We start from the raw sequence: 19,709 nt of genomic DNA on the forward strand, positions 1-19,709 counted from the left end.
GTCAGGAGGCGGACGGAAGCGTCCGCATATCACCATGGCACGGCAAGAAGCCAACGAGCAGTTTCAGATCACCTCGTTTCTGGATGGCGCCAACGCGGCCTATATCGAGCAGCTCTATGCGCGCTACGAAGAGGATCCGGCGTCGGTCGACGATCAGTGGCGCACCTTCTTCAAGGCGCTGGAAGACGATCCTGCCGATGTGAAGAAGGCCGCCAAGGGGGCTTCCTGGCGCAGGAAGAACTGGCCTCTGGCCGCCGGCGGCGATCTGGTATCGGCGCTCGACGGCGACTGGGGCATCGTCGAGAAGGTGATCGAGACCAAGGTGAAGGCCAAGGCCGAGGCTCAGGGCAAGCCCGCCGACACCACCGACGTGCTGCAGGCGACGCGCGATTCCGTGCGCGCCATCATGATGATCCGCGCCTATCGCATGCGCGGCCACCTGCATGCCAAGCTCGACCCGCTCGGCATCGCCGCTACCGTCGACGACTATCGCGAGCTGTCGCCGGAAAATTACGGCTTCACCGCTGCCGATTACGACCGCAAAATCTTCATCGACAACGTGCTCGGCCTGGAATATGCGACACTTCACGAGATGATCGAGATTCTCGAGCGCACCTATTGCTCGACGCTCGGCGTCGAGTTCATGCATATCTCCAATCCTGAGGAGAAGGCGTGGATCCAGGAGCGCATTGAAGGTCCGGACAAGGGTGTGGCCTTCACGCCTGAAGGAAAGAAGGCGATCCTTTCCAAACTCGTCGAAGCCGAAGGCTACGAACAGTTCCTCGACGTCAAGTTCAAGGGCACCAAGCGTTTCGGCCTAGACGGCGGTGAATCGCTGATCCCCGCATTGGAGCAGATCCTGAAGCGCGGCGGCCATCTCGGTCTCAAGGAGGCCGTGTTCGGCATGGCCCATCGCGGCCGCCTGAACGTACTCTCCCAGGTCATGGGCAAGCCGCACCGCGCGATCTTCCATGAGTTCAAGGGCGGCTCCTATGCCCCTGACGAAGTCGAAGGCTCGGGCGACGTCAAGTACCATCTCGGCGCTTCCTCCGACCGCGAATTCGACGGCAACAAGGTGCACGTCTCGCTGACGGCGAACCCGTCGCATCTTGAAATCGTTGATCCCGTCGTCATGGGCAAGGCCCGGGCCAAGCAGGACATGAGCGCCACCGTCTGGGAAGGCGACATCATTCCGCTTTCCGAACGCGCGAAGGTTCTGCCGCTGCTGATCCATGGCGACGCGGCCTTCGCGGGCCAGGGCGTCATCGCCGAAATCCTCGGCCTGTCCGGTCTGCGCGGCCACCGTGTTGCCGGTACCATGCACGTGATCATCAACAACCAGATCGGCTTCACGACGAACCCGGCCTTTTCACGCTCGTCACCCTATCCGTCCGACGTCGCCAAGATGATCGAGGCGCCGATCCTGCACGTCAACGGCGACGATCCGGAAGCGGTCGTCTACGCAGCCAAGATCGCGACCGAATTCCGCATGAAGTTCCACAAGCCTGTGGTGCTCGACATGTTCTGCTATCGCCGCTACGGCCATAATGAAGGCGACGAGCCGTCCTTCACGCAGCCGAAGATGTACAAGATCATCCGCGGCCACAAGACCGTGCTGCAGCTCTATGCGGCGCGCCTTGTCGCCGAGGGCCTGCTCACCGAAGGCGAAGTCGAGAAGATGAAGGCCGACTGGCGCGCGCATCTCGAGCAGGAGTTCGACGCCGGCCAACACTACAAGCCTAACAAGGCCGACTGGCTGGACGGCGAGTGGTCGGGCCTGCGTACCGCCGACAATGCCGACGAACAGCGCCGCGGCAAGACGGCGGTGCCGATGAAGACGCTGAAGGAGATCGGCCGGAAGCTGTCGGAGATCCCAACCGGCTTCAATGCGCACCGCACGATCCAGCGCTTCATGGAAAACCGCGCGAATATGATCGCCACCGGCGAGGGGATCGACTGGGCGATGGCCGAAGCGCTTGCCTTCGGCGCGCTTTGCCTCGAAGGCCACAAGATCCGCCTGTCCGGTCAGGATTGCGAACGCGGCACCTTCTCGCAGCGCCATTCGGTTCTCTACGATCAGGAAACCGAGGAGCGGTACATTCCGCTCGCCAATCTTGCGCCGACGCAGGCCCGTTACGAGGTCATCAATTCGATGCTTTCGGAAGAGGCCGTGCTCGGCTTCGAATACGGTTACTCACTCGCCCGCCCGAACGCACTGACGCTCTGGGAAGCGCAGTTCGGCGATTTCGCCAATGGTGCGCAGGTGGTCTTCGACCAGTTCATCTCGTCGGGCGAACGCAAGTGGCTGCGCATGTCGGGCCTCGTCTGCCTGCTGCCGCACGGTTATGAAGGCCAGGGTCCGGAGCACTCCTCGGCTCGCCTGGAGCGCTTCCTGCAGCTTTGCGCAGAAGACAACATGCAGGTCGCCAACGTCACGACGCCGGCGAACTACTTCCACGTCCTGCGCCGGCAGCTGAAGCGCGACTTCCGCAAGCCGCTGATCCTGATGACGCCGAAGTCGCTGCTGCGCCATAAGCGGGCGGTCTCAACGCTTGCCGAAATGGCCGGCGAATCGGCTTTTCATCGCCTGCTGTGGGACGATGCCGAGGTGATCAAGGACGGCCCGATCAAGCTGCAGAAGGACAACAAGATCCGCCGCGTCGTCATGTGCTCCGGCAAGGTCTATTACGATCTTCTTGAAGAGCGTGAAAAGCGCGGTATCGACGACATCTATCTGCTGCGCGTCGAGCAGCTCTATCCCTTCCCGGCCAAGGCGCTCATCAACGAGCTGTCGCGCTTCCGCAATGCCGAAATGGTCTGGTGCCAGGAAGAGCCGAAGAATATGGGCGCATGGTCGTTCATCGACCCGTTCCTCGAATGGGTGCTTGCCCATATCGATGCGAAATACCAGCGCGTCCGCTACACCGGCCGTCCGGCCGCCGCCTCGCCGGCGACGGGCCTGATGTCCAAGCATCTGTCACAGCTCGCCGCATTCCTCGAGGATGCACTGGGCGGCTAAAACAAGGGGGGGGCGCAATGGCTTACTTCTTTCTGAGACTGCTGCCGCCGCGCCCCACTTTCCCGCATGACGGAACGGGCGATGAAATGGCGGCGATGAAACGCCATGTCGAATACTGGCATCGGCACGCCCTTGCGGGATCGGCGATCGTCGTCGGTCCCGTCTTCGAGGGTCAAGGCGCCTTCGGCATGGCGATCGTCGAAGTCGAGGATCAGGCGGCGGCGCAGGCTATTGCCGACGGCGATCCGATCATCACTTCCGGTTTCGGTTTCCGTTTCGATATTCTGCCGATGCCTTCGATCATTTTGCGGCCGCCCGCCGTCTGAAACGCATAAACGAAAACACACGAAATCAGGATTTGAACAATGGCCACAGAAATCCGCGTTCCAACTCTCGGTGAGTCCGTCAGCGAGGCAACCGTCGGCACCTGGTTCAAGAAGGTCGGCGACGCCATCAAGGTCGACGAGCCGATTCTGGAGCTTGAAACCGACAAGGTGACCATCGAAGTTCCCGCACCGGTCTCGGGCACGCTTTCGGAGATCGTCGCTGCCGCCGGCGAGACCGTCGGCCTCGGCGCGTTGCTCGGCCAGATCGCCGACGGCGCTGGTGCAACCGCCGCTCCGGCGGCAGCTGCGCCTGTCGCTGCCCCTGCCCAGCCGGCTGCCCCTGCCCAGCCGGCTGCCGCCGCCGCATCATCGTCGAGCGCTTCCGTCTCCACCATGCCGCCGGCGCCGGCGGCCGCGAAGATGTTGGCCGAAAGCAATCTTTCCGCCGATCAGGTCGACGGCAGCGGCAAACGCGGCCAGGTGCTGAAGGGCGATGTCATTGCCGCAGTTGCCAAGGGTATTTCCGCTCCGGCCGCAGCACCGGCAGCAGCGCCGGCCGCAGCACGCGGTCCGTCGACGGTCGAGGATGCCTCGCGCGAAGAGCGCGTGAAGATGACGCGCCTGCGCCAGACGATCGCCAAGCGCCTGAAGGACGCGCAGAACACCGCCGCCATGCTGACCACCTACAATGAGGTGGACATGAAGGCGGTCATGGACCTGCGCAACAAGTACAAGGACATTTTCGAGAAGAAGCACGGCGTCAAGCTCGGCTTCATGGGCTTCTTCACCAAGGCGGTGACGCATGCGCTGAAAGAACTGCCGGCGGTCAACGCCGAAATCGACGGCACCGACGTCATCTACAAGAACTACTGCCATGTCGGCATGGCCGTCGGCACCGACAAGGGTCTGGTCGTTCCCGTCATCCGCGACGCCGACCAGATGTCGATCGCCGAAATCGAGAAGGAACTCGGACGTCTTGCCAAGGCAGCCCGCGACGGCTCGCTGGCTATGGCCGACATGCAGGGCGGCACCTTCACCATCACCAATGGCGGCGTTTACGGCTCGCTGATGTCCTCGCCGATCCTCAACGCGCCGCAATCGGGCATTCTCGGCATGCACAAGATCCAGGAGCGGCCGGTGGCAATCGGCGGCCAGGTGGTCATCCGTCCGATGATGTATCTGGCGCTGTCCTACGATCACCGCATCGTCGACGGTAAGGAAGCCGTCACCTTCCTCGTGCGCGTCAAGGAGAGCCTCGAAGATCCGGAACGCCTGGTTCTCGATCTCTAAGGAGCGCTTTCGATGCGGAACCGGATCTTGCGAGCGGCGCGCCTTGTTTTTTGCGCTGCCGCCGCGCATGCCCCGGTCTCCGCATCGGCTGCCGGCTGGGATGTCGGCAAAGCGAGCAGCAATTTCGAACTGGTGGCGCTTGGCGAAGCCGAACTCTTGGGACGCTCGATCGGCGTGATCCATATGGGCAATGTCGAGCTGACGTCGGGACGCATCGTCGCTGCCGATCCGCTCGCCCAGCCGGATCGTCCGGCGCTGGCAAGAACGGTTACGCCGGGCGAATATTCGGTGGCGCTCTACCAGGCCTTCGGGCGCATCGCGGCGGCCAGCATGCGGTTTGCCGAGGGCAAGCCCGATCACTGGGAGTTGGCCGTCCTGCCCGGCCAGGACCCGGCGACCTTGAAGGATGACGAGATCTTCGGCTATCCCGTCGATGCCGGCGTCGGCTGTTACATGGATGCCGATACGCTCGCGTTAATCGACGAGCGGCAAGCGCAGGTCCAGGCGCAGAAGCCGGACGGCGACGTCAACTATTACGACGACGTGTTGGCTTCGGATCTCGATGCCAACAAGAACCACTATGCGCTGCACCGGCCGATTGCCGGCAAGAAGGGCAACGTCGCCGTGTTCTGGAGCGGCTGGGGCGACGGCGTCTATCCTGTCTTCTGGGGCCTCGACAAGGCCGGCCGCCCATTGGTGCTGTTGACCGATTTTGGTCTAATCGAGAATGCCGACGGACGGCGAGAGCCGAAGGTGCAATGAGCGGGACGATCGGGATCAAGGCAGGGCAGAAAGGCGTGGCCGCGATTGCAGCCGTGGCGTTTTTCGCCGTTCCGATTGCCGCGTTCGCCGTCGACTGCAAGCAGGAGCAGGCCGTGTACGTCGACCGGGACGGCGCCTATGAACTGCGTTTTGCGCCGCTGAATTCTCCCTCGGCTGCCGCCAGCAACCAGTTCAAGGTCACTGCACTCAAGACAACTGTCGTCATGGAAGGCTACGTGATGCCATCGGAAGATCCGGTGCGGGCGATCGGCATCCTGATGTTCAACTGCCCAGAGGGAGATGCGACCGGCGCCGACCTCGATGCCTGCACCGTCTGGCAGGGTGCCGTCTATGGCATGAATGCCAAGGGCGAGATGGATAATCTGCAGCCGGAGGGTGCTGCGGCGGCCGAAAAACTCGTGCTTCCCGGGCTTGGTCCGGCCATTCGTGAATCGAGCGCCTGGGGCGAGGGCAAGGCTTCGGTGGCGCCCTGGGACGTGCTGACTTTCAAGGAGTGCGCGACATGAGTGATGCACCTGTTGTTCTTGTGACCGGCGGCAGCCGGGGTATCGGCGCGGCGATCTGCCGGCTCGCCGCGCGCCAGGGCTGGCGCGTCGCGGTGAATTATGCCTCCAGCCGAGAGGCGGCGGAGGCTGTCGTTGCGGCGATCACTGAGGCCGGTGGCGAGGCCGTGGCAATCCAGGGTGATGTCGGCAAGGCGGGCGATATCGCCTCGATGTTTGCCGCCGTCGATCGTCATTTTGGCCGGCTCGACGGGCTCGTCAACAATGCCGGCATCGTAGACTACCCGCAACGGGTCGACGAGATGTCGATGGAGCGGATCGAAAGGATGCTGCGCGTCAATGTGACCGGCTCCATCCTGTGTGCCGGAGAGGCCATTCGCCGCATGGCGAGCCGTCATGGTGGGCGGGGCGGCGCGATCGTCAACGTCTCGTCGATGGCGGCAATCCTCGGTTCGGCGACGCAGTATGTCGATTATGCGGCCTCGAAGGCGGCGATCGATACCTTCACCATCGGGCTCGCGCGTGAGGTCGCAGCGGAGGGGATTCGCGTGAATGCCGTCAGGCCCGGCATCATCGAAACCGATCTGCATGCTTCGGGCGGACTGCCGGACCGGGCGCGTGAAATGGCGCCGTCGGTCCCGATGCAGCGGCCGGGCACCGCCGAGGAGGTGGCGGACGCTATTCTCTATCTTCTTTCTCCTTCTGCCTCCTATGTAACGGGCGCGATCCTCAATGTGAGCGGCGGTCGCTAGAAGAACGGGGCGAAACAGCATGCCATCTTTGTCGAATTCGTCGGCCTGATCGCTCTCGCGCTTGCAGCCGACCAAACGAAAAATTTAAAGGGAAATAAGCAATGTCCTACGATGTGATCATTATCGGAACCGGCCCGGGTGGCTATGTCTGCGCGGTCAAGGCAGCCCAGCTCGGGCTTAAGGTGGCTGTCGTCGAAAAGCGCGCGACCTATGGCGGCACCTGCCTGAACGTCGGCTGCATCCCGTCGAAGGCGCTGCTGCATGCTTCCGAAATGTTCCATCAGGCCGGCCACGGGATGAGTGCACTCGGCATCGACATTCCCGCGCCGACGCTGAACCTCGGCAATATGATGGCCCACAAGGACGCGACGGTGAAGGCGAATGTCGACGGCGTCGCCTTCCTCTTCAAAAAGAACAAGATCGATGCCTTTCAGGGCGCTGGCAAGATCGTTTCGGCCGGCAAGGTTTCCGTCATCGCCGAGGACGGCACGGCGCAGGAGATCGAAGGCAAGAACATCGTCATCGCAACCGGTTCGGATGTTGCCGGCATTCCCGGCGTACAGGTCGAAATCGATGAAAAGACCATCATCTCGTCCACCGGCGGCATCGCGCTGGAGAAGGTGCCGGAAACGCTGATCGTCGTCGGCGGCGGCGTCATCGGTCTCGAGCTCGGTTCGGTCTGGTCGCGCCTCGGCGCCAAGGTCACGGTCGTCGAATACCTCGACACCATCCTCGGCGGCATGGACGGCGAGGTCTCCAAGCAGTTCCAGCGCATGCTCGCCAAGCAGGGCATCGATTTCAATCTCAGCGCCAAGGTTACCGGTGTCGAAAAGGGCGACCAGGGCGCCAAGGTCACGTTCGAGCCGGTCAAGGGTGGCGACAAGGTGACGCTCGACGCCGAAGTCGTGCTGATCGCCACCGGCCGCAAGCCGTACACATCGGGTCTCGGCCTCGAAGAGGCAGGTGTGGCGCTCGACAATCGCGGCCGCGTCGAGATCGACAGTCACTTCAAGACCAATGTCGCCGGCATCTATGCGATCGGCGATGTGGTCAAGGGCCCGATGCTGGCCCATAAGGCGGAAGACGAGGGCGTGGCGCTCGCCGAGATCCTCGCCGGCCAGCATGGCCACGTCAATTATGAGGTCATTCCGAGCGTCGTCTATACCCAGCCGGAAATCGCTTCGGTCGGCAAGACGGAGGAGGAACTGAAGGCGGCGGGTGTCGCTTACAAGGTCGGCAAGTTTCCGTTCACGGCGAACGGCCGCGCCCGCGCGATGCTGGCCACCGACGGCTTCGTCAAGATCCTCGCCGACAAGGAGACCGACCGCGTGCTCGGCGGCCACATCGTCGGCTTCGGCGCCGGCGAGATGATCCACGAGATCGCCGTGCTGATGGAATTCGGCGGATCGTCGGAAGATCTCGGCCGCAGCTGCCATGCGCATCCGACAATGTCCGAAGCCGTGAAGGAAGCCGCGCTCGCGACCTTCTTCAAGCCGATCCATATGTAGGTTGTAGATATCGCCGCGAAAATGCGCAGCCGCTTGCCGTCAGGCGAGCGGCTGTTTTATTTGCCGTCCGTCGGGCCGACAGGCTTAATTTACCGCCGTTACCGTAAAGCCCTGCTTGCGCAGTAGCTCGATGACGCCGTCCTTTCCAGGCAGATGCAGGGCGCCGACGGCCATGAAGACATTGCCGCCGTCGAGGATCGGAGCGGCACGCTCGGCCATCACCTTGTTGCGGTCGAGGATGACGCGCTGTTCGAAGGCGGCGTAGTCACTAGTCTCGTCTTCATTTGCCGGCGTCACTGTTTTCAGCATCGGCATGGTCATGCCGATATCGCCGGAGAGGTAGAGATCGGTCATCGTTTCGACGACGTCGTTCATCTTGGCTCCGAGTTCCAGCGTCTCGATCAGCGATTTCATATGAAATTCGACCGGCAGATCGGCCATCGCCTGGATCTGCTCGGCAAGGCTCTCCAGCCCCTTAACGTCCTTGCCTTCGGCAACGGCGTCGCTGGCGATTTTCTGGTCGAGAAACTGTACGCCTCTGGCCTTGCGGGCGAGCTCGCAGGCCGGAAGGGCGACGGCGCTGGAGATCATCCATGGCCGCATGCGGGAAACGGCGCTGAGCGGAATACCTCGCTGCTTGAGGCCGGCTTCCAGGCGCTTGTAATCCTCGGCAGAGAGCAGTTTGTCAATCGTCGTGCCGTCGGTGAACATCGTCAGTTCCGGTCGCGCGAGCAGGGCGGCGGTCGCCTTGCGCTCATCGAGGATCTCGTCGGATTCGATGATGATCGTATCGGCTGCGTCATGGGCGGCCTGGGCGCGCGGCGGCAGGGCGAGTACACGCGGGTCGGTCACGTGCATGCTGCCGAGCAGCCATGAAGGGGCAAGTCCAGACTTCTCGATTTTCCAGAAGATGCCCTTGCCGTTCGGCGTGGCGTCGGCTTCCTTCACCGCCCCGGCATAGCGGGCGGGATCGTTCTGCTGCAACTCGACCATCAGGTTGCGACCGGTGCAGGCCGCGTCTTCGGCCGCCGCCGGCCTTGCCACGAGGAAGGCGATAAACAAGGCCGCGAGCAACAGCATATGAAAGGCTGCGATCAACCAGAGAAGCAGATTGGCCGACACTGCGAGGTAAGACGTCCGGCGGCCGATTGATATCGTCATGATGGTATTCCCCACATGCCTTATGCGTGCCATGCTCTACGCCCGGCTTGCGCATATTCCCTTAAGAGAATGCGTTAACGAAAGCTTAGGCGCGCGGGTGGGCGCGATCATACACCTCCAGCAGCCGCGAGGCATCCACCCCAGTATAGACCTGCGTTGTGGAAAGGCTGGCATGGCCGAGCAGTTCCTGAATGGTGCGCAGATCGCCGCCGCCGGCCAGCAGATGGGTGGCGAAGGAGTGGCGGAGCGCATGCGGCGTTGCCGTCTCAGGCAGGCCGAAGGCGGCGCGCAGCTTCTGCATGGCGCGCTGGATGATCGCCGCCTGCAGCTTGCCGCCGCGGGCGCCACGAAACAGCGGCTCGTCGCTTTCGAGATGGTAGGGGCAGAGTGTGCGATATTTCTCGACCGCGTCGAAAACCACGGGCAGAAGCGGCACCAGCCGGGTCTTGTTGCCTTTGCCGGTGATGCGCAGCGCTGTGGCGCCCTTCGGCAGGTCGGCGGGAACGAGATCCAGCGCCTCGGAAATACGCAGGCCGCAGCCGTAGAGCAAGGTCATGACAGCCGCATCGCGGGCGGCGATCCAGGGTTCGTCATGGAGCTGTGCTTCGTCGCTGACGACGGTGATCGCCTGCGTGTCGGAGAGCGGCTTGGGCAGCGACTTAGGCTGTTTCGGCGAACGGATCGCCCCGGCGCCGGCGGCATTGACCAGGCCCTTCTTTTCGAGATGGCGCAGCAGGGAACGAAGGCCGGCGAGATTGCGGCCGAGCGAACGGGCGCCGGAGCCCTGCCTGCGCCGGGCGGCCAGGAAGGCGCGGAAATCGGCAGGGCGCAATTCCCGGATATCGCCGAGCGTCGCCGGGCCGGCGAGATGACCGGTCAAAAAGGTCAGAAACTGGCGGGTGTCCCGCTCGTATGCGTCGAGCGTATGCTCGGAAAGCCGGCGTTCGCGAGCGAGGTTTTCGAGCCACGCAGCGCGTTCCGCCATCAGGCGCGGGTCGGCGATTACAAGCAGTTCATTCACGTCGCTGGCCTTGAATTTGCCTTCAAGTCCGCCAATTTGAAGCAGGAACGGTTATGGAATTGCTAATGCCGGCCAAGCCTTTGTCATCCTTCGATCATATTGTACTGCGATAGCTTACAGCCCATAGACAGGATCTTTCATGGCACGGCGCGATTCCATGACGGCTTTCGGACAACTCGCGGAAGCGATCGCACTTGTTTCGCAGGGAAAGCCCGGTCACATCGTCGATACGCTGATTGCCGAACGCGGCCAGAGGATCGTCAAGCATCCGCTCTGGCCGGTCATGCGACCGTTCCTCTACACGCTTCTGCGCTACAACAAGGCGATCGAATTCGCCAATGCGGTTGCCAAGATGCCGGGTTTCCAGTCGTTCGAATATCTGAGCGACGTGCTGAAGCTCGACATCGGCGTCGCCAACGGCGAACGCATTCCCGATAGCGGCGGCTTCATCCTCGTCAGCAATCACCCCACAGGCATTGCCGACGGCGTCGCCGTTTTCGACCTCCTGAAAACGCGCCGGCCCGATATGATGTTCTTTGCCAATCGCGATGCGATCCGCGTCAATCCGCATTTTGCCGAAATGGTCATCCCCGTCGAATGGCGGGAGGAGCACAAGAGCAAGCTCAAGGCGCGCGAGACGCTGCAATTGACGAACCATGCAGTGCGGGAAGGCAAGGCGACGGTGCTCTTTCCATCAGGCCGCATCGCCTATTGGGCCAACGGCCGGCTGAATGAACGCCCTTGGAAGACGTCGGCCGTCGGGCTGGCACGCAAATATAATCTGCCGATCCTGCCCGTCCACATGACGGCGCGCAACTCCGGCCTTTTCTATTGGCTGGCGAAGTGGTCGACGGAGCTTCGCGACATGACGGTTTTCCACGAACTCTTGAACAAACGCGGCGACCGTTTCGATTTCGTGATCGGCAATCTCATTCCCGCCGAACATCTCGATGGCGACGTCAACGAGGTGACGAAGGCGCTGGAGAAACATACGGTGCACGACTTGGCTCGCGATGGCGACGCGGGTTTCGTGCCGGTCGGCGGGCCGGCTGCGGCGATGCCGCGCGAAATTCCGGTTCTTGCCGTCTAGTTGCCATGACGATTGATATCCGCATCTTCCGTGATCGCCTGCCGGAGGCGATAGCAGGTCTTGCGCGCGAAGCACGGCAGGAAGGCCATCTCCATATCGCCCGCCTCGTCGACGAATGGTCGGCGGGCGAGACCCGCTTCTCGCGTGACGGCGAAACGCTGCTCGGCGCTTTTGCGGGCGAAACGCTCGTGGGTGTCGGAGGCGTGACCGTCGAACCTGCTATGCCGGAAGCGTTACGGATGCGGCGTTTTTACGTTTGCCCCGGGATGCGCGGTCGCGGCGTCGGCCGGATGCTTGCTCTCACTCTTCTCAATCACGCGCGGCCCTTCTGCCGTTGCGTCACCGTGCATGTCGAAAACGACGGTGCGACGAAGTTTTGGGAGTCGCTTGAGTTTCGTCCCCGCGACCAGAATGGCTATACCCATGTTCTCGACCTGCGCGGTTGAGGCGAGGTCGCGCTTTATCATCGATAATCCTCGGCAATCAAGCTTGCCGCCTTCGATCCGATCGCCATCGCCGGTGCGTTGGTATTGCCTGACGGGATAAAGGGAATGATCGAGCAGTCGATCACCCTTAGCCCGTCCACACCGCGCACACGCAGCCTGCCGTCGACGACCGACATGGGATCCGTCTGTGGTCCCATCCTCAGGCTGCCGGAGGGATGGTAATTCGTCTTGACCGTTTGGCCGGCGAACTTCGCCAGCGACGTCTCGTCCTGGAGTGATCGTCCGGGGAGGATTTCATCGGCGATCTTGTCCTTGAAAGGTGCTGTCTCCAGCAGCCGCCGCGCCGTCTTCAGCGAGGCGAGCGTCAGCCGGAGGTCGTCGGGATCGCCGAAGAAATTGCAATCGACGAGCGGTTGGTCGGCAGGGTTCGGCGAGCGAAGCTTCACACTGCCACGCGCCTTCGGTCTCAGCAGGCAGGAGGTGAAGGTCACTCCGTAGGTCGGCTTGGCCGACGAGACATCGCGGTCGAGATAGACGATCGGCGCGCAATAAAGCTGGATCGTCGGGCGGTCGCCGCCATCGGGATCGTAGAAGAGGCAGGATTCGATGCCCGTCGTGGTGACGGGACCGGAATTGAACAAGAGATATTGCAGGCCGTTGCGGATCATCGGCCAGCCGCGATCCTCGCCGAAGTAGCCGGATTTCGATTTCGTCGAGGCGATCACCGGCACTTCGTGATGGTCCTGGAGATTGGCGCCGACACCGGGAAGGTCTGCTGCAACCGCGATGCCATGTTCGCGAAGATCATCGGCCGGACCGATGCCGGACAGCATCATCAGCTTGGCGCTGTTGTAGGTGCCGGCGGCGATTAGCACCTCGTGTGTGGCCAATACACTGCGGCTCTCGCCATTGCTGGTGTAAACGACGCCGACAGCCCGCCCGCCTTCGATCAGAATGCGATCGACCCGGGCCTGCGTGACGATCTCCAATCGGCTGTCGCCGGCGAGAGGATCGAGAAAGGCTTTCTTGGCATCCGATCGCTCGATGCGCCGGCCCCATGGCGCAAAGGTATGCTGCATGATGCCGACGCCGTTCTGCCGCGCACCGTTGAAGTCCGGATTATAGGGGTGGCCAAGCCCCTGCGCCGCCAGGATGAAATCTTCCGTCGTATCGGAGATATGACGCGGTTCCGATACACGCAGGTTGCCCGAAATGCCGTGATAAAGGTTGTTGAAGCGGCTATTGGCCTCGATGCCCTTGAAGTGCGGGAGCATGTCCTCGTAGGACCATTCACTGCCATTGCCGAGATGGGCGGCCCAGCCGTCGTAATCTTCCTTCTGGCCGCGCATATAGACCATGGCGTTGACGGCGCTGCCGCCGCCGAGGGCCCTGGCGACCGGCACGACCGGCCCCCGCCCGCCGAGCTGGGGTTGCGGCACCGTATGGTGCATCTCGAGAAAGTCGTCGCGGGCGAGATATTTCATATAGCCGGCGGGAAAGGACATCAGCCTCGCCGTATTGCGGGGGCCGCGCTCGATGATAAGCACGGAAAAGCCGAAGTCGCGCACCAGCCGCATGGCGGCAACGCATGCCGCCGATCCGCCGCCTGCTATGATGAAGTCGAAACTCCGGTCGGGCGTCATGCGCCGATCTCCTTCAGGCGGATGGCCTGGCGCGCCAAAAGCCGTTCGACATCGGCAATGTCGAGCGCCGAAAGCCTGGGAGCCGGCTTGCGCAAGGTGGCGGACTTGATGACGCCGCGCTTGGCAAGGACGTATTTGCGGCAGGCAAGACCGATGCCCTGCTGCTGTTCGTAGCGGGCGAGCGGCAGATAGGCATCGAAGATTTCGTGGGCGCGATCGGCATTGCCTGCGCTATAGGCCTCGACGACTCCGACCATCATCTCGGGGTAACAGAAGCCGGTCATGGCGCCATCGGCGCCGCGGCCCATTTCTTCGGGCAGGAAAAGCCCGCCATTGCCGCAGAGGATGGAGATGCGCCGCATGCCGCGCGTGTCGCTGGCGGCGCGAAGAGCGGTGATTTTCGACAGGCCCGGCCAATCCTCATGCTTGAGCATGACGCAATTGGGCACATCCCTGACGATCCGCTCGATGACCGCCGGTGCGATCGTCACATTGGTGGTGAGTGGATAGTCCTGCAGCACGAAAGGCGTATCCCCGAGGGTTTCACCAACCGATTGGTAGAAGGAAAAGACCTGGTCGTCGGTTCTGATGGTCCAGGGCGGCGCAACCATGACGCCGGCGGCACCTTCGCCCATGACGGCTTTGGCGAGCTCGCCCATCGGAGCAAGTCCGGGCGCCGACACGCCGACGACCACCGGCAGGCGCCCGTCAAGGCGCTTCAGCACACGCTCGACCACGGTCCGCGATTCCTCGGCGGTCAGCTTCGGGGCCTCGCCGAGCTGGCCGAGCACCGTCAGGCCGGTGACGCCGACGCCTTCGTAGAAATCGACCATGCCGTCGATGCTTTCGAGATCGAGCGCGCCGTCATCGGCAAAGGGCGTTACGGCGATAACGTAGATGCCCTTGGCATTCGCAGTCAGTCTGGCCATTCGTGCTCTCCGATTGACGGGCGAACAAATCTTCCGGCAATCTATGCGGCCAATTGCTTGCCGGGCAACCCTCTCGTCGATGGGCGGTCCACTTGGCGGGTCTTCCCAATCCGAATTTTTGCCCGATGAACCATCTCGTCTTTGCGGTTCCAATTGCATCGATTTGCGGGCATGGTCTCGCGCGATGAGCATAGATTCGTCCGATCTCTTTGGCGCGCTTTTCGAAACACCGCCCGCGAACCGAACGGTTCCGGTGCTGGTGCCGATGCCGGCGCCGAAACCCTATTCCTACGCGGTGCCTGAGGGCATGGCGGTCGAGCCCGGCTCGGTCGTGCAGGTGCCGCTTGGGCCGCGGCAGGTGATCGGCGTCGTCTGGGACGGCGGCGAAGACGGCGTCGATCCGAAGAAGCTGCGGCCGATCAGCCATGTCTTCGATTGCCCGCCGCTTTGCAAGGACATGCGGGATTTCATCGATTGGGTGGCGAGCTATACGCTCTCCCCGCCCGGCCTGGTCGCGCGCATGGCGCTCAGGGCGCCGAATGCCTTCGAGCCGGAGCCGATGGTGGAGGGGTTGAAATTCGTCGGCGGCGAACCGGAGCGGATGACGCCGGCGCGTGCGCGCGTGCTCGCGGCGGCTTCCGACGGCCTGTCCTGGACGCGCAGCGGCCTGGCACATGCGGCCGGCGTTTCGACCAGCGTCGTCGATGGGCTGATCACGCTCGGGATTTTCGAAACGGTGTTCCTGCCGCCGCCGCCGGTTGTGGCGATGCCGGATCCCAGCTTTTCCGCCGCCCGCCTCGAAGGGCCACAGAAAGAGGCGGCCGCGGAGATCGTCTCCGACGTCCGCAAGGGCGAATTTTCGGTATCGCTGATCGATGGCGTGACCGGCTCCGGCAAGACCGAGGTCTATTTCGAGGCGATCGCCGAGACGCTGAAACGTGGCAAGCAGGTGCTGATCCTGCTGCCGGAAATCGCGCTGACAGCCAGTTTCATGGAGCGCTTCCAGGATCGCTTCGGGGCAAAGCCTGCCGAATGGCATTCCGATCTCGCCCCGCGCATGCGCGAAAAGGTCTGGCGCCAGGCGGTGACCGGCGAGGTACGGGTCGTCGCCGGCGCCCGCTCGGCGCTCTTCCTGCCCTTCGAGGATCTCGGTCTCATCATCGTCGACGAGGAGCACGATCCCGCCTACAAGCAGGAGGATCGGGTCTTCTACAATGCCCGCGATATGGCGGTGGTGCGCGGCCGCATCGGCGACTTTCCCATCATCCTCGTCTCTGCGACGCCGTCGGTCGAGAGCCAGGTCAACGGACAGAACGGCCGCTACAGCACCGTCCACCTGCCGACACGATTCGGCGATGCCGCGCTGCCCGACCTGCATCTCATCGATATGCGCAGGCACGCGCCGGAGCGCGGCGGTTTCCTGTCGCCGGTGCTTATCCGGGCGATCGGCAAGACCGTGGAGAAGCGCGAGCAGGCGCTGCTGTTTCTCAATCGGCGCGGATATGCGCCGCTGACGCTCTGCCGCGTCTGCGGCCACCGCTTCCAATGCCCGCAATGTTCGAGCTGGCTGGTCGAGCATCGCTTCCGCAAGCAGCTGCAATGCCATCAATGCGGTCATGCCGAGCGCACGCCGGAGGCGTGCCCGGAATGCGGGACGCTCGACCACCTGGTCGCCTGCGGGCCCGGCGTCGAGCGTATCGCCGAAGAGGTGGAGCGGCATTTCCCTGAGGCGCGAACGATCGTTCTCTCCTCCGATATGATGGGCGGGGTCAAGCGGCTGCGGCTGGAGCTCGACGCGATCGCCAAGGGTGAGGCCGATATCGTCATCGGTACCCAGCTCGTCGCCAAGGGCCATAATTTTCCGCTGATGACGCTGGTCGGCATCGTCGATGCCGATCTCGGCCTTGCCAATGGCGATCCGCGCGCGGCCGAGCGCACCTTCCAGCTTCTGTCGCAGGTGACGGGCCGGGCCGGGCGCACCGGTCTCAAGAGCCATGGGCTGCTGCAGACCTATCAGCCGCAGCATCCCGTCATGCAGGCGATTGTATCAGGCGATTCCGACGCCTTCTATGAGCGCGAGATCACCGAACGCGAACGCGCCGCATTGCCGCCCTTCGGCCGGCTCGCCTCGATCATCGTTTCGGCCGAAGCCCGCCACGATGCCGAAAACCATGCCCGCGGCATGCGCAACGCGGCGCCGCAAGTTACCGGCATTTCGGTGCTCGGCCCGGCGGAAGCGCCGCTTGCCCTGGTGCGAGGCCGGCACCGCTTCCGCCTTTTGGTGCACGGGCGCCGCAACTCCGACATGCAGGGCTTTCTGCGGGCGATGCTGTCGCAATCACCCAAGGAACGTGGATCGGTACAAGTCCAGCTCGACATCGATCCGCAGAGTTTTCTCTAAAACATGACCCCGGCATTTCCTCCTTTTCCGGCGCGTGCCATAAAACACCGAATCATCCGGGCGATTTGGGGCTGACGCATGGAGTTTTATTTTCCGATCGAGCTTGGCGAGCAGCTTGCCTTTTGCTCCGCCGCTTTCACGGCGCTCGCCGGCTTCATCATGATGTTTGCGCCCGGTCATACGTTGCGCCTTCTCGGCCTCCAGGCGCAGGAGGGGCGGCCGGAAGGCTTCGGCGAGGGGCGGTCGATCGGCGGTTTCTATCTCGGCTTCGGTCTGTCGGCGATCATGCTCGCCCAGAACTGGATCTATATGGCGCTCGGCGCTTCCTTCGCCATGGCTGCCTTTGCCCGCATCATCTCGATCCTGTCCGATAAGGGGAGCAATCTGGTCAACTATTTACTTCTGGTTGTGCAGGTCGCTTTGGCCGCGTTGCCGCTGCTCTACGTTTTCGGCTTCATCCAGACATAGATCTTGCAGCCGGCAGAGGGCTCCTAAGGCCTGCTTCCAGGCCATTGCGCAATTTTGCGAACAGAAATTCATGTGAAAGGCTTATTCGGGCATTACGCGTGTTGCGAGTCCGAACATCCTATGTTAGACGGACCCCGAATTTCGGAAGAAGCAAGAGGCTTCTCTTGTGATTTCTGGGGGAAATCAAAACGAATTCAAGATCATAGGTTCGGCGCCCGCCGAGAGCCGGATTTTGGATTGAAATCAGGGAAATTTGTGCCAGTGGCAGACACGTCCCAGCTTACTTCTGGTGTTGCAGAGCGCTATGCCTCGTCGCTTTTCGAGCTGGCGCTCGAACAGGGTGCCGTCGACAGCGTAACCGCCGATCTCGACCGATTCCAGGCGATGCTGGATGAAAGCGCCGAACTGAAGCGCTTCGTCGCGAGCCCGGTTTTCTCCGCCGAGGATCAGCTGAAGGCAATTGTCGCCATCAGCGAGAGGGCCGGCATCAGCGGCTTCTTCGCCAATTTCCTGAAGGTCGTGGCGCGCAACCGCCGCCTGTTCGCCCTGCCGGGCATGATCAGGGCCTTCCGCGTCATCGCCGCGAATCATCGCGGTGAAATCTCCGCCGAGGTTACCTCGGCACATGCGCTTTCCCAAGCGCAGGAAACCGAATTGAAGGCGGCACTCAAGGGCGTCACCGGCAAAGACGTGACGATTGCCGTCACGGTTGATCCGTCAATTCTTGGTGGTCTGATCGTAAAGGTCGGGTCCCGTCAGATTGATACGTCTCTTCGTACCAAACTCTCTACCCTTAAGCTCGCATTGAAAGAGGTTGGCTGATGGATATCCGCGCCGCGGAAATTTCCGCAATTCTCAAAGACCAGATCAAAAATTTCGGCAAAGAGGCAGAAGTCTCGGAAGTCGGCCAGGTTCTCTCCGTCGGTGACGGTATTGCTCGCGTTTACGGTCTGGACAATGTCCAAGCCGGTGAAATGGTCGAGTTCCCCGGCGGCATCCGCGGCATGGCTCTGAACCTTGAATCAGACAACGTCGGTGTCGTTATTTTCGGCTCCGACCGCGACATCAAGGAAGGCGACACCGTCAAGCGGACCGGCGCCATCGTCGACGTGCCGGTCGGTCCGGAGCTGCTCGGCCGCGTCGTCGACGCGCTCGGCAATCCGATCGACGGCAAGGGCCCGATCAACGCGACCCGCCGTTCGCGCGTCGACGTCAAGGCTCCGGGTATCATTCCACGCAAGTCCGTTCATGAGCCGATGTCGACCGGCCTCAAGGCCATCGACGCCCTCATCCCGGTCGGCCGTGGCCAGCGCGAGCTCGTCATCGGTGACCGCCAGACCGGCAAGACCGCCATCCTGCTCGACGCCTTCCTCAACCAGAAGGCCATTCACGACAACGGTCCGGAAGGCGAGAAGCTTTACTGCGTCTACGTCGCCGTCGGCCAGAAGCGTTCGACCGTCGCTCAGTTCGTCAAGGTGCTCGAAGAGCGCGGCGCGCTGAAGTATTCGATCATCGTCGCCGCGACGGCTTCCGATCCGGCTCCGATGCAGTTCCTCGCTCCATTCGCAGGCTGCGCCATGGGCGAATATTTCCGCGACAACGGCATGCACGCGCTGATCGGTTACGACGACCTGTCGAAGCAGGCCGTATCCTACCGTCAGATGTCACTACTGCTGCGCCGCCCGCCGGGCCGCGAAGCTTATCCGGGCGACGTTTTCTACCTGCACTCGCGCCTGCTTGAGCGCGCTGCAAAGATGAACGACGATAAGGGCGCCGGTTCGCTGACCGCTCTTCCGGTCATCGAAACGCAGGGCAACGACGTGTCGGCCTTCATTCCGACCAACGTGATCTCGATCACCGACGGCCAGATCTTCCTCGAAACCGACCTGTTCTATCAGGGTATCCGCCCGGCCGTTAACGTCGGTCTCTCGGTTTCCCGCGTCGGCTCGTCGGCGCAGATCAAGGCGATGAAGCAGGTCGCCGGCTCGATCAAGGGCGAACTTGCCCAGTATCGTGAAATGGCCGCTTTCGCCCAGTTCGGTTCGGACCTCGACGCCGCAACGCAGCGCCTGCTGAACCGCGGTGCACGCCTGACCGAACTCCTGAAGCAGCCGCAGTTCTCGCCGCTGAAGACGGAAGAGCAGGTCGCCGTGATCTTCGCCGGCGTCAACGGCTATCTCGACAAGCTGCCGGTCGCTCAGGTCGGCAAGTTCGAGCAGGGCCTGTTGTCCTACCTGCGTTCGGAAGGCTCCGCCATCCTCGATGCGATCCGCACGGAAAAGGCTATCAGCGATGACACGAAGGGCAAGCTCGTTGCTGCCCTCGACAGCTTCGCCAAGTCTTTCCAGTAATCGGGCCCTAAGTTAGGA

General features: G+C 62.5%; 17 protein-coding genes. 13 read left to right on the plus strand and 4 right to left on the minus strand.

Features of this window, described 5'->3' with window-relative positions:
- Nucleotides 1–34: 34 nt before the first annotated feature.
- From GA0061105_RS21275 to lpdA, 7 genes are all read left to right on the plus strand, one after another.
- Nucleotides 35–3,019, plus strand: coding sequence for a 2-oxoglutarate dehydrogenase E1 component (locus tag GA0061105_RS21275; RefSeq protein WP_092752773.1), 2,985 nt, complete (start codon nucleotides 35–37; stop codon nucleotides 3,017–3,019).
- A 17-nt stretch (nucleotides 3,020–3,036) separates the two neighbouring features.
- On the plus strand, nucleotides 3,037–3,345 hold the full coding sequence (locus tag GA0061105_RS21280) for a YciI family protein (RefSeq protein WP_092752668.1): 309 nt from the start codon (nucleotides 3,037–3,039) through the stop codon (nucleotides 3,343–3,345).
- Nucleotides 3,346–3,384: 39 nt separating this feature from the next.
- The gene (odhB, locus tag GA0061105_RS21285) at nucleotides 3,385–4,635 is read left to right on the plus strand and encodes a 2-oxoglutarate dehydrogenase complex dihydrolipoyllysine-residue succinyltransferase (protein ID WP_092752670.1); all 1,251 of its coding nucleotides are present in this window, start codon (nucleotides 3,385–3,387) and stop codon (nucleotides 4,633–4,635) included.
- Between the two features lie 12 nt (nucleotides 4,636–4,647).
- The gene (locus GA0061105_RS21290; protein ID WP_092752672.1) at nucleotides 4,648–5,397 is read left to right on the plus strand and encodes a DUF4241 domain-containing protein; all 750 of its coding nucleotides are present in this window, start codon (nucleotides 4,648–4,650) and stop codon (nucleotides 5,395–5,397) included.
- Nucleotides 5,394–5,924, plus strand: coding sequence for a hypothetical protein (locus GA0061105_RS21295; RefSeq protein ID WP_092752674.1), 531 nt, complete (start codon nucleotides 5,394–5,396; stop codon nucleotides 5,922–5,924). The genes GA0061105_RS21290 and GA0061105_RS21295 overlap by 4 nt, the downstream gene beginning before the upstream one ends.
- A complete protein-coding gene (locus GA0061105_RS21300) occupies nucleotides 5,921–6,673 on the plus strand; it encodes an SDR family oxidoreductase (RefSeq protein ID WP_092752676.1) in 753 nt (250 codons plus the stop codon). The genes GA0061105_RS21295 and GA0061105_RS21300 overlap by 4 nt, the downstream gene beginning before the upstream one ends.
- Before the next feature lie 101 nt (nucleotides 6,674–6,774).
- A complete protein-coding gene (gene lpdA / locus GA0061105_RS21305) occupies nucleotides 6,775–8,181 on the plus strand; it encodes a dihydrolipoyl dehydrogenase (protein WP_092752678.1) in 1,407 nt (468 codons plus the stop codon).
- Nucleotides 8,182–8,265: 84 nt separating this feature from the next.
- Here lpdA and GA0061105_RS21310 read toward each other — a convergent pair whose 3' ends face one another.
- Together GA0061105_RS21310 and GA0061105_RS21315 are read right to left on the minus strand one after the other, a co-directional pair.
- A complete protein-coding gene (locus tag GA0061105_RS21310; protein WP_064696527.1) occupies nucleotides 8,266–9,342 on the minus strand; it encodes a TraB/GumN family protein in 1,077 nt (358 codons plus the stop codon).
- Nucleotides 9,343–9,427: 85 nt separating this feature from the next.
- Nucleotides 9,428–10,363, minus strand: a complete 936-nt coding sequence (locus GA0061105_RS21315; protein ID WP_064696526.1) for a tyrosine recombinase XerC — start codon at nucleotides 10,361–10,363, stop codon at nucleotides 9,428–9,430.
- Nucleotides 10,364–10,502: 139 nt separating this feature from the next.
- On the opposite strand from GA0061105_RS21315, the gene GA0061105_RS21320 reads away from it, so the two are divergent.
- Both GA0061105_RS21320 and GA0061105_RS21325 read left to right on the plus strand, forming a co-directional pair.
- Complete coding sequence (locus tag GA0061105_RS21320; protein WP_092752680.1) at nucleotides 10,503–11,453, plus strand: GNAT family N-acetyltransferase; 951 nt, start codon at nucleotides 10,503–10,505, stop codon at nucleotides 11,451–11,453.
- A 5-nt stretch (nucleotides 11,454–11,458) separates the two neighbouring features.
- Nucleotides 11,459–11,899 carry a GNAT family N-acetyltransferase gene (locus GA0061105_RS21325; RefSeq protein WP_092752682.1) on the plus strand — a complete coding sequence of 147 codons (441 nt, stop codon included), beginning with the start codon at nucleotides 11,459–11,461 and terminating at the stop codon, nucleotides 11,897–11,899.
- A gap of 17 nt (nucleotides 11,900–11,916) precedes the next feature.
- Here the strand turns inward: GA0061105_RS21325 and GA0061105_RS21330 are convergent, their stop codons facing one another.
- Both GA0061105_RS21330 and GA0061105_RS21335 read right to left on the minus strand, forming a co-directional pair.
- A complete protein-coding gene (locus tag GA0061105_RS21330; RefSeq protein ID WP_064696524.1) occupies nucleotides 11,917–13,542 on the minus strand; it encodes a GMC family oxidoreductase in 1,626 nt (541 codons plus the stop codon).
- Entirely contained in the window at nucleotides 13,539–14,471 is a 933-nt protein-coding gene (locus tag GA0061105_RS21335) for a dihydrodipicolinate synthase family protein (protein ID WP_092752683.1), read from the minus strand. The genes GA0061105_RS21330 and GA0061105_RS21335 overlap by 4 nt, the downstream gene beginning before the upstream one ends.
- Nucleotides 14,472–14,655: 184 nt before the next feature.
- Between GA0061105_RS21335 and GA0061105_RS21340 the strand changes: the two genes are divergently transcribed.
- The 4 genes from GA0061105_RS21340 (at nucleotide 14,656) to atpA (ending at nucleotide 19,691) form a co-directional block, all read left to right on the plus strand.
- Nucleotides 14,656–16,872 (plus strand): primosomal protein N', encoded by a 2,217-nt coding sequence (locus GA0061105_RS21340; RefSeq protein ID WP_092752685.1) that lies wholly within the window; start codon nucleotides 14,656–14,658, stop codon nucleotides 16,870–16,872.
- Between the two features lie 78 nt (nucleotides 16,873–16,950).
- On the plus strand, nucleotides 16,951–17,340 hold the full coding sequence (locus GA0061105_RS21345) for an AGROH133_08824 family phage infection protein (RefSeq protein WP_064696521.1): 390 nt from the start codon (nucleotides 16,951–16,953) through the stop codon (nucleotides 17,338–17,340).
- Nucleotides 17,341–17,595: 255 nt separating this feature from the next.
- On the plus strand, nucleotides 17,596–18,162 hold the full coding sequence (locus GA0061105_RS21350) for a F0F1 ATP synthase subunit delta (RefSeq protein WP_208601683.1): 567 nt from the start codon (nucleotides 17,596–17,598) through the stop codon (nucleotides 18,160–18,162).
- Complete coding sequence (gene atpA / locus GA0061105_RS21355; RefSeq protein ID WP_064683772.1) at nucleotides 18,162–19,691, plus strand: F0F1 ATP synthase subunit alpha; 1,530 nt, start codon at nucleotides 18,162–18,164, stop codon at nucleotides 19,689–19,691. The genes GA0061105_RS21350 and atpA overlap by 1 nt, the downstream gene beginning before the upstream one ends.
- Nucleotides 19,692–19,709: the final 18 nt, after the last annotated feature.

The sequence above is a fragment of the Rhizobium aethiopicum genome, from assembly GCF_900094625.1.
Classification (GTDB): domain Bacteria; phylum Pseudomonadota; class Alphaproteobacteria; order Rhizobiales; family Rhizobiaceae; genus Rhizobium; species Rhizobium aethiopicum.